Below are 7676 nucleotides of genomic sequence, written 5' to 3' on the forward strand. Positions count from 1 at the left end.
TGGGTTATTCAGAATCGACTACTTAGGCCCAGGTTACCAAACAGATATCTATCAGTACGATAATTCTGTTGTTGAAGGAATTGCTGGAGAGAAAGTTGATTTTTACAACAAAAAAACATATTGCTTAGAAGAAGGGAGTGTTTTGTTTATGCATGCCAATAAAGATATTCATACTCAAATCCCACCTAAGAGCCTTAGCATATCTCTAAACATATTGAAAACCTCGAATATGTCTCGGGGACAGTATATTTTTGATTTAAAAAAGAGAGAGATAGCTAGAGTCGTTGATGAAGAGGTTATTCCATCTTTGCTCAAAGTTGCAAGCTATTTTGGTGATGAGAATACAATCGATATCCTTGACGATACCTTGAAAAAAGCTAAGAATGTGAGTGATGAGGCAAGGCTGAAGTGTTACCAAGCTATAACTGGAAGGTTAAATAAGGACTTTTGTTTATGATCTGTGTTGATTCCCTTGAAGTATCCTATCCAAACAAATTTCATCTTTGTGTTGAAGACTTAGTTTTTAAAAGCGCAAAGATTACCGTTGTACTAGGTAAGAATGGAAGTGGTAAATCTAGTTTAATAAAAGGGATCCTTGGTCTGACAGGCACGGAAAGAGCAATGATTAAGCCTTCATTTGAAAAAGTAGCGCAAAAAGAAAGTCTGGGTGTAATGATTGAAGGTACGGACTCACTTTACTCGCGCTTAAGCGTCAGAGACAGCTCAAAGCTTTATTCTGTTCATAGGAACCAGGTGTTTGATGAAAAGCGTTTTAAAGAAATAGCAGAGAATTTCGGTATTTATGATCATAGGAACACCTCTATTCAAAGACTTTCAACAGGCAACAAGAGAAAAGCGTACTTAACAGCCTTATTTTGCTCGAGGCCCAAGTATGTATTTCTCGATGAGCCTACTTTGGGGCTGGATTTAGAGTCTGTACACAAGGTATCTAGATTCTTAAAAGAGTACTCTCGTCATGCGCAGTCTATTGTTATAACTTCTCATGATAGTAATTTTATTAAGGAAATTTGTGATGATTACTATTTAATTGATAATGGGAAAATTGTTGATAGTGATGATAGGGCAAGTGATCTAAATAAAGCATTGGAGTTTTTAAAAGATGTTTGCGCTGAATAAGTTGATGCTGGAGTGCTTGTTGTACATCAATGAGCTTCGCTCTTACTGGTTTGAGACTGTGAGCAGTCTGCTATTTTACTTATTATTGATGCTTGGGATATATTGGATGGCATCCTCAGATGGTTTGTCCAATAAGACAAACCTGGTGGCACATATGACATGGGTTGTGTCAGCTGGGCTTTTTACGTCTCTTGTTATGATAGCTAAAACAGATGTTACGAATAAAGTTTTAGAGGTTATGCACACATTTCCCATGTCATACAGCAAAATCCTATTTATTAAGTCTGTTGCCAGGGCACCCTATGATTTCTCAGTCATGTTGCTAACGTTACTGCTTATTTTTGTTGCTTTTAAGCCGAGTGTTACTTTTTTTGATGTACTTGGTGATGTTGTTGTTTTGTATCTGTATGTCGTGCCATTTGTCTATTCTTTTGCACTCGTGTCGTGTGGGCTCATTATTGCGTTCAAAAGAGCCGAAGTTTTCGTTGTATTAGGAAATGCATTAATTGGGTTGTCAGCCTATGCGTATGTGAAATCAGGAAGCCCTCCGATTGCAGTGTTACTCGATGGCATTTATTTTGCCTCTGCCCTGGTATCTTTGCTAGGTTCATATCTCATTTTTTATAAGCTTCGGAGCTGGACACTGAAAAAGGGCGCTTTAGGTCACATTTAAGTTAGATTCTTCTGAATTGGCGTTAAGTGGACAGCAGGGAATTAACCCCTTTTAGCTTGGCAGGCTATGCAAATCATTGATTCAGGCATTGATACTGAACGCGATGAGCCGCTTTTGCGGCTCATAATTGGGAAGATTATTTAGGCTGGGCGTCCAGCGACTGGCCATTTACCTCTGCCGAGTCATCGGACATCAGATAAAGATAAGTTGGCATCAAATCTTCAGGTGTTTTTAATTTATCTTTATCTTCACCCGGGTAGGCTGTGGCGCGCATGCCTGTGCGCGTAGCTCCTGGGTTGATGCAGTTTATGCGAATGTTGGTTTTACCCACTTCCGCTGCCCAGGTTTGCATCATGCCTTCGGTGGCGAACTTAGAAATCGCGTAAGCGCCCCAAAATTCGCGGCCCTGACGACCGACGCCTGATGAGGTGAACACAATAGACGCACTGGGTGCTTTGCGCATCACCGGAAACAGGTATTTAGTGATCATTGCCTGTGCGGTCACGTTCACCTTCATGATATTTTCGAATGTAGAAACACAAAAGTGCTCAAGCGGGCCCAGTGAGCCCAAGATAGAGGCGTTATTTAACAACCCGTCAAGCTTGCCAAATTGTTGTTCGATTGTGGCGGCAAGGTCGCGGTAGTGTTGTTTTGTGGCACCTTTCAGATCTAAAGGAACGATGGCAGGCTGTGGGTACCCTGCGGCAACGATTTCATCGTAAACACATTCCAGTTTCTTGGTAGTTTTACCCAATAAAATTACCGTGGCCCCATGTCTGGCATAGGTCAGTGCGGCAACGCGGCCTATGCCATCGCCTGCACCTGTGACCAAAATCACTTTGTTTTCTAAAGCATTCTCAGCTGCTTGATAAGTATGCATTGTGAACCTCTGAGCTAAATTTTCAGCATATTTTACCACATACCACAGCCAAGTTATCGAATTTATTGTAAATATGGCTGGCGAAACGCTACACTTTGCGTTAACTTAAACTGGTCTAATGTCTTATTAAAAGCAGATTTACCTTTAAGTACCTTTTTGCAAAGGTTTTAACTAAAAATTCTCTGATCGCTCAATTTATCAGCTAAATTAAGCAGTTAAGTTGGATTCAGGGCTAAGAATAATAATAAGATTATGTCGGAGCCAAATAAATGAAAAAAATGCTACTCTCACTCGCGGTTTCTGCAGCCTTAGCTGGTTGTGGTGGCGGTGAAACCCTTGATGACGTAAAACAAGAAAGCACAGCTGTAACGCCCAGCGCCTCGATTAAGTTCGACCCTTCAAATGGCGTGATCTCAGTGCCGAACGATTTGCTGTTTAACGGTACAAAAGACGGAACACTCAATATTCCAGGAGAGCTCAATGGCGACGGAGCTCCTAATCTCCAGCGCGCTCAGTATGCCGACCCATCTTTTGCTCTGGGAGCTCTGGATGGCTGGTCAACGCAAATGCCTTTTGCTATTGACTTGACCGTTCCTGCTGGTGTTGAAATTGATGCTGCCAGTGTTGCAACACCTGGCTCCGTACGTATTTTTGAAGTGGTGATGGGCGCAAGCCAAACCGTTGAAGAGTGTGCTCAGGTGCCAGCAGGCGCTGCCTGTAAAGCTGTCGCTGAACTAACCTTCGGCCCAACCGGTGACTTCGTTACTCAGTTGGGGGCTGATGGTAAGAGCATCAATGTTATCCCAATGAAACCGCTCAAGTCGGCAACAACTTATATTACGGTGTTAACAACGGGCTTAAAAGACAGCTCGGGCAGTATTGCGCCTTCATCAACCTACACGCTGCTTAAGCAAGAAGCGCCGCTGGTTACACCTACGCAAAAGAGCTTACAGGGTGTGATCAACAGTTATGAAAATGCTGTAGTGGCGCTGGGAACGGTGACGAAGGAAGAAATCATATACTCTGCAGCGATGACCACTCACTCAACTTTTGAAGTGATGGGAGCGGTTAAGCAGTTGTTGGCTGGTTCTTTGACAACTGAGAAAAAGCCTGTTTTGAGTGTGGGTGAACAACCTGCGGACGGCTTAACAGTCGCCGATATACTGGGTGATGCTTTGCCAGAGCAGGTGCGTCCTTTATATCGCTCGGTCCGATACCTTAAAGGCAGCATTTTATTGCCTCGCTACCTGGGAGAGCCACAAGCAGCAGCAGATACAGCGCTGGCGGATACCTACTGGCAGGCTCAGTGTGACAATGCATTGGCTGTCATTGCGTACAAAACAGCAACAGGGACAGATCCAGACGCAGAGCCAGGTACGAACGATGAGTTGTGTCAAACCTTGTCCGAAGATAAGCTGAGAGACTTTGGGCTGGATCAGCAGAGATTTGTCAGCAGATACAACCCGCTTCCTAAGTCTCAGGGAGCGAATAATATCCCGGTCCAAATCACTATGCCAGCAGATGAAACTAATCGCCCTGAAACAGGCTGGCCGGTTGTTATTATGCAGCATGGTATCACCAGTAAAAAAGAAGATATGCTGGGTCTGACGCTGGCGTTAACTCAGGCTGGTTTTGCAACAGTTGCAATTGACCACCCGCTACATGGTGAGCGTGGTATCGATGTGGACGGCGATGGTGAAGATGATTTCAATGCGTCGACTAAGAGTGTATTGCATTATATGAACCTGCAATCATTGCTGGTTGCGCGCGATAACCTGCGTCAGTCGACCGCTGATTTATTAGGTTTGCGTTTGGGGTTGAACTTTATCAACCAGGCAACAACGGTCCCATTATTGTTCAATACTCAGGATGTAAGCTTCATTGGCCACTCTCTTGGTTCTGTAGTAGGTCCAGGCTTTATCGCTATGGCAAACACCCCGTTGGATGAACAAGTTGATGCTTTGTTCAGCGTAAAAGCAGGCGCCTTGTCAAGTGGTGGCTCAGGTATTGCCAACTTCCTGGTTGAGTCAGCTTCATTTGGCCCAGTCGTGAAAAGCGCGGTGCTTTCTGCTGCTACCGACCTGGCGGTATCTAAGCAATTTAACGCTTACATGACAGAAGGTGCGATTACCGACTGTGGCCAGTTTGCAACAGATGCTGGCGCGTTCACCAACTGTGCTTACTCGACCTTTACCGCTCAGCTTGAAGCAAACGGTGATGCGGTTGCACTTGGCGCGATTAATGCAACTGTTACGCAGTTTGCCTACGCTGCACAAAGTGTACTGGGCAGTGCTGATGCAGCCAACTTTGCTGGCGCGGTGAAAGCACTAGGCACACCTATGTATATGGGCGTGGTTGTGGGTGGTGAAAACGGCAACAAGAAAGACCAGGTGATTCCACCGTCAACGGAAAGTAACCCGCTGTCGGGCAGCTTGCCAATGGCAGCACTGATGGGACTGACACCGGTGAGCGAATCCCAGATGTCGACCGATGGCACTCCGGGCAGCTATGTTGTGAGCTTTAGCCAGGGCCACCACAGTTCATTACTCACAACTAGCTTTGATGAGCGCTCGGGTGGTACTGCTGAAGGTCATGCGGCTGCAACGATGGAAATCCAGCAACAGCTAGCCACTTTCCTGGCATCTCAAGGTCTGATGCTACCAATCACTAACGATGCTGTTATTGCAAAATAATCGCATTTAAGAGATTATGGAGAAGCCGCTGTTTCAGCGGCTTTTTTTTACTTAAATTTCAGGAGTAGAAAGTTGGCATTTTTATACGAGTATGGATTATTTTTGGCAAAGGCCGTGACACTGGTCGCAGCGCTTGGCGCAATCATCGCAATGATTGTTGCTGCAAGCCATAAACCAAAGTCTCAATCAGGTGAAATCGAGCTGACGGATCTGTCAAAGCGTCTGGACGAAGCGAAAGAGCAATTTCTGGCGCAAACTCTGGACAAAAAAGCGCTCAAAACTCATGTGAAGCAGCAAAAGAAGGCTGAGTCGGAGCAGTCCGGTGATACCCAAAAGCGGGTGTTTGTGGTTGAATTTTGCGGCAGCATGGATGCCCATGAAGTAGAAAACCTCAGAGAGGAAATCACTGCGATTCTGACCATAGCTGATGCTAAACAGGATCAGGTAGTGGTGAACCTGGAAAGTGGAGGCGGGGTTGTACATGGGTATGGACTGGCAGCTTCTCAGCTGCAACGTGTAAAAGATGCTGGCCTGCCACTGACGGTGTGCGTAGATAAAATTGCCGCCAGCGGTGGCTACATGATGGCCTGTGTGGCAGACAAAATTATCGCAGCGCCGTTTGCGATTGTTGGCTCTATTGGCGTTATTGCCCAGATGCCAAACTTCAATAAGTTGCTGAGAAAGAACGATATCGATTTCGAGCAAATCACGGCTGGTGAGTTCAAGCGGACCCTGACTCTGTTTGGCGAGAACACGGACAAAGGGCGCGAGAAGTTTCGTGAGGAAGTTGAACATACCCATGGCTTGTTCAAGCGCTTCGTCAGTGACAACCGTCCCGATATGGATATAGATAAAGTAGCGACAGGTGAGCACTGGCTGGCCAGCCACGCCCATGAGTTTGCGCTGGTAGATGAACTGCGTACCAGTGATGATTTGTTGCTGGATCTGAATAAAGCGCATCAGCTTTATCAGGTACGTTTCAAGCTTAAGAAGCCACTGGCAGAAAAGCTGGGTGTAGGATTGAGCCTGAGCCTGGAGAAAGGGGCAATGCGGCTATTTTCGAAGTGGCAAAAATCAAGTTACTAGTGATACCAATTTCACTTAACATCTGTTCAATCTGAAGGAGCAAATATGACGCTAACGGCGTTAAAAATATCTTATTTAGAACCTTTACCTAAGGTATAAGCTTGCAAATTCTTGCCTCGCCTACATGGATGTAGGTGCCTCAGCGATAGCAGGACGCGACAGCGGTGCTATCGACCCTATTTTCTTGCCTCAAAATAGAATACTTAATTAAACCAATTGGTATGACTTCTTCAGCGTCAGATCTGGATCACAGGGTTTGGTGCAAATTGGTTTTAATACGGATTGGTATTATGTGCACTTCATTGTACAACTGAGAGAAGGACGTTAGGAAGTGCCTCCGGGAACCGGAGGCACTGTAAACAGTCTAGTGTATCTGGTACATGGCCGCTGACGTAGACAGGAGCAGGTTCAGCTTCCCTTTACTATCTTGTCGGGCTTTAATCGCATTGTCTGACACTACCCCCGGTAACGCCGGACTTGCCCACAAAGGATTACCTTTGGAATCAGTGTAGAAGATCCGTGATGAGACTTCAGAATCCCAATGGCTGTTGCCGTTTTGTGTTACCAGAATGAGTTCTTGTGAGGTTGTCCGGGTTGGAGATACAACAATATCTTTGACCTGCATATTGAGGCTCCGCTGATGAACCTGCTGCAGAACATTGTTAACAATCTCATATATGTAGATCGTTGCAGTATGCACTTGATAATAGTGTTCAGACACTTGCAGGCACAGCAGCTCTTGCTCAGGGTCCTGGTCATAGTTAAAAAATGCAATACGGTTGCAACTTTGATCGACGAAGCTTAACTGTTCAAAGTTGTTGCCATTTGATTTAAGCAGTTTGAGCGTATCCTCAGCGACTGCCAGATTAAGCGATTCATCATAATGTGCGCTAAAGTCAGACAGGTTGTATGATGATGTGTTGTAACTTGCAATTAATGACTCGTTGTATACATCAACAAACTCCACGCCACGAGAAGTACTATAAATGGCATCCGGGATGTTATCGCCATTAGCATCTGCGCCTGTAACGCGCTTCAGCGTTGCGTCTGAATCGATATTTAGTTGGTAGGATACTGTTTCAGTTTTGATGTCCATCACAGCCAGGCTTGTGGAATATAATTCCGTTGTCGGTAGCAATAACTGGGCAACGCCGTTTTGGTAAAAATCTGCAGCATGCACAGATGCGTCATGGTGCCAGTTGCTGGA

General features: G+C 45.3%; 7 protein-coding genes. 5 read left to right on the forward strand and 2 right to left on the reverse strand.

The window, feature by feature from the left end:
- The 3 genes from CWB99_RS24065 to CWB99_RS24070 all read left to right on the forward strand — a co-directional run.
- A partial coding sequence (locus tag CWB99_RS24065) for a hypothetical protein (protein ID WP_212748521.1) occupies positions 1–457 on the forward strand: 457 nt, incomplete at its 5' end.
- The gene (locus CWB99_RS14340; protein ID WP_138553679.1) at positions 454–1137 is read left to right on the forward strand and encodes an ATP-binding cassette domain-containing protein; all 684 of its coding nucleotides are present in this window, start codon (positions 454–456) and stop codon (positions 1135–1137) included. The genes CWB99_RS24065 and CWB99_RS14340, both read left to right, overlap by 4 nt.
- A complete protein-coding gene (locus CWB99_RS24070; protein ID WP_171045350.1) occupies positions 1121–1810 on the forward strand; it encodes a hypothetical protein in 690 nt (229 codons plus the stop codon). Before CWB99_RS14340 ends, CWB99_RS24070 begins: the two co-directional genes overlap by 17 nt.
- 136 nt (positions 1811–1946) lie before the next feature.
- Here the strand turns inward: CWB99_RS24070 and CWB99_RS14345 are convergent, their stop codons facing one another.
- On the reverse strand, positions 1947–2690 hold the full coding sequence (locus CWB99_RS14345; protein ID WP_138553680.1) for a YciK family oxidoreductase: 744 nt from the start codon (positions 2688–2690) through the stop codon (positions 1947–1949).
- Between the two features lie 269 nt (positions 2691–2959).
- Here CWB99_RS14345 and CWB99_RS14350 point away from each other — a divergent pair, with 269 nt between their 5' ends.
- Together CWB99_RS14350 and sohB are read left to right on the forward strand one after the other, a co-directional pair.
- Entirely contained in the window at positions 2960–5383 is a 2424-nt protein-coding gene (locus tag CWB99_RS14350) for a VolA/Pla-1 family phospholipase (RefSeq protein WP_138553681.1), read from the forward strand.
- A gap of 72 nt (positions 5384–5455) precedes the next feature.
- On the forward strand, positions 5456–6469 hold the full coding sequence (gene sohB / locus CWB99_RS14355) for a protease SohB (RefSeq protein ID WP_138553682.1): 1014 nt from the start codon (positions 5456–5458) through the stop codon (positions 6467–6469).
- A gap of 364 nt (positions 6470–6833) precedes the next feature.
- Here the strand turns inward: sohB and CWB99_RS24075 are convergent.
- Positions 6834–7676: hypothetical protein (locus CWB99_RS24075; protein WP_171045351.1), on the reverse strand; the 843-nt coding region annotated here is incomplete at its 5' end.

The organism is Pseudoalteromonas rubra, from assembly GCF_005887095.1.
GTDB lineage: Bacteria > Pseudomonadota > Gammaproteobacteria > Enterobacterales > Alteromonadaceae > Pseudoalteromonas > Pseudoalteromonas rubra_E.

What these genes read in the sequence shown, in the direction of transcription:
- CWB99_RS14340 (WP_138553679.1), top strand. Translation starts at nt 454, where the DNA reads ATGATCTGTGTTGATTCCCTTGAAGTATCCTATCCAAACAAATTTCAT.
- CWB99_RS24070 (WP_171045350.1), top strand. Translation starts at nt 1,121, where the DNA reads ATGTTTGCGCTGAATAAGTTGATGCTGGAGTGCTTGTTGTACATCAAT.
- CWB99_RS14345 (WP_138553680.1), bottom strand. Translation starts at nt 2,690, where the DNA reads ATGCATACTTATCAAGCAGCTGAGAATGCTTTAGAAAACAAAGTGATT.
- CWB99_RS14350 (WP_138553681.1), top strand. Translation starts at nt 2,960, where the DNA reads ATGAAAAAAATGCTACTCTCACTCGCGGTTTCTGCAGCCTTAGCTGGT.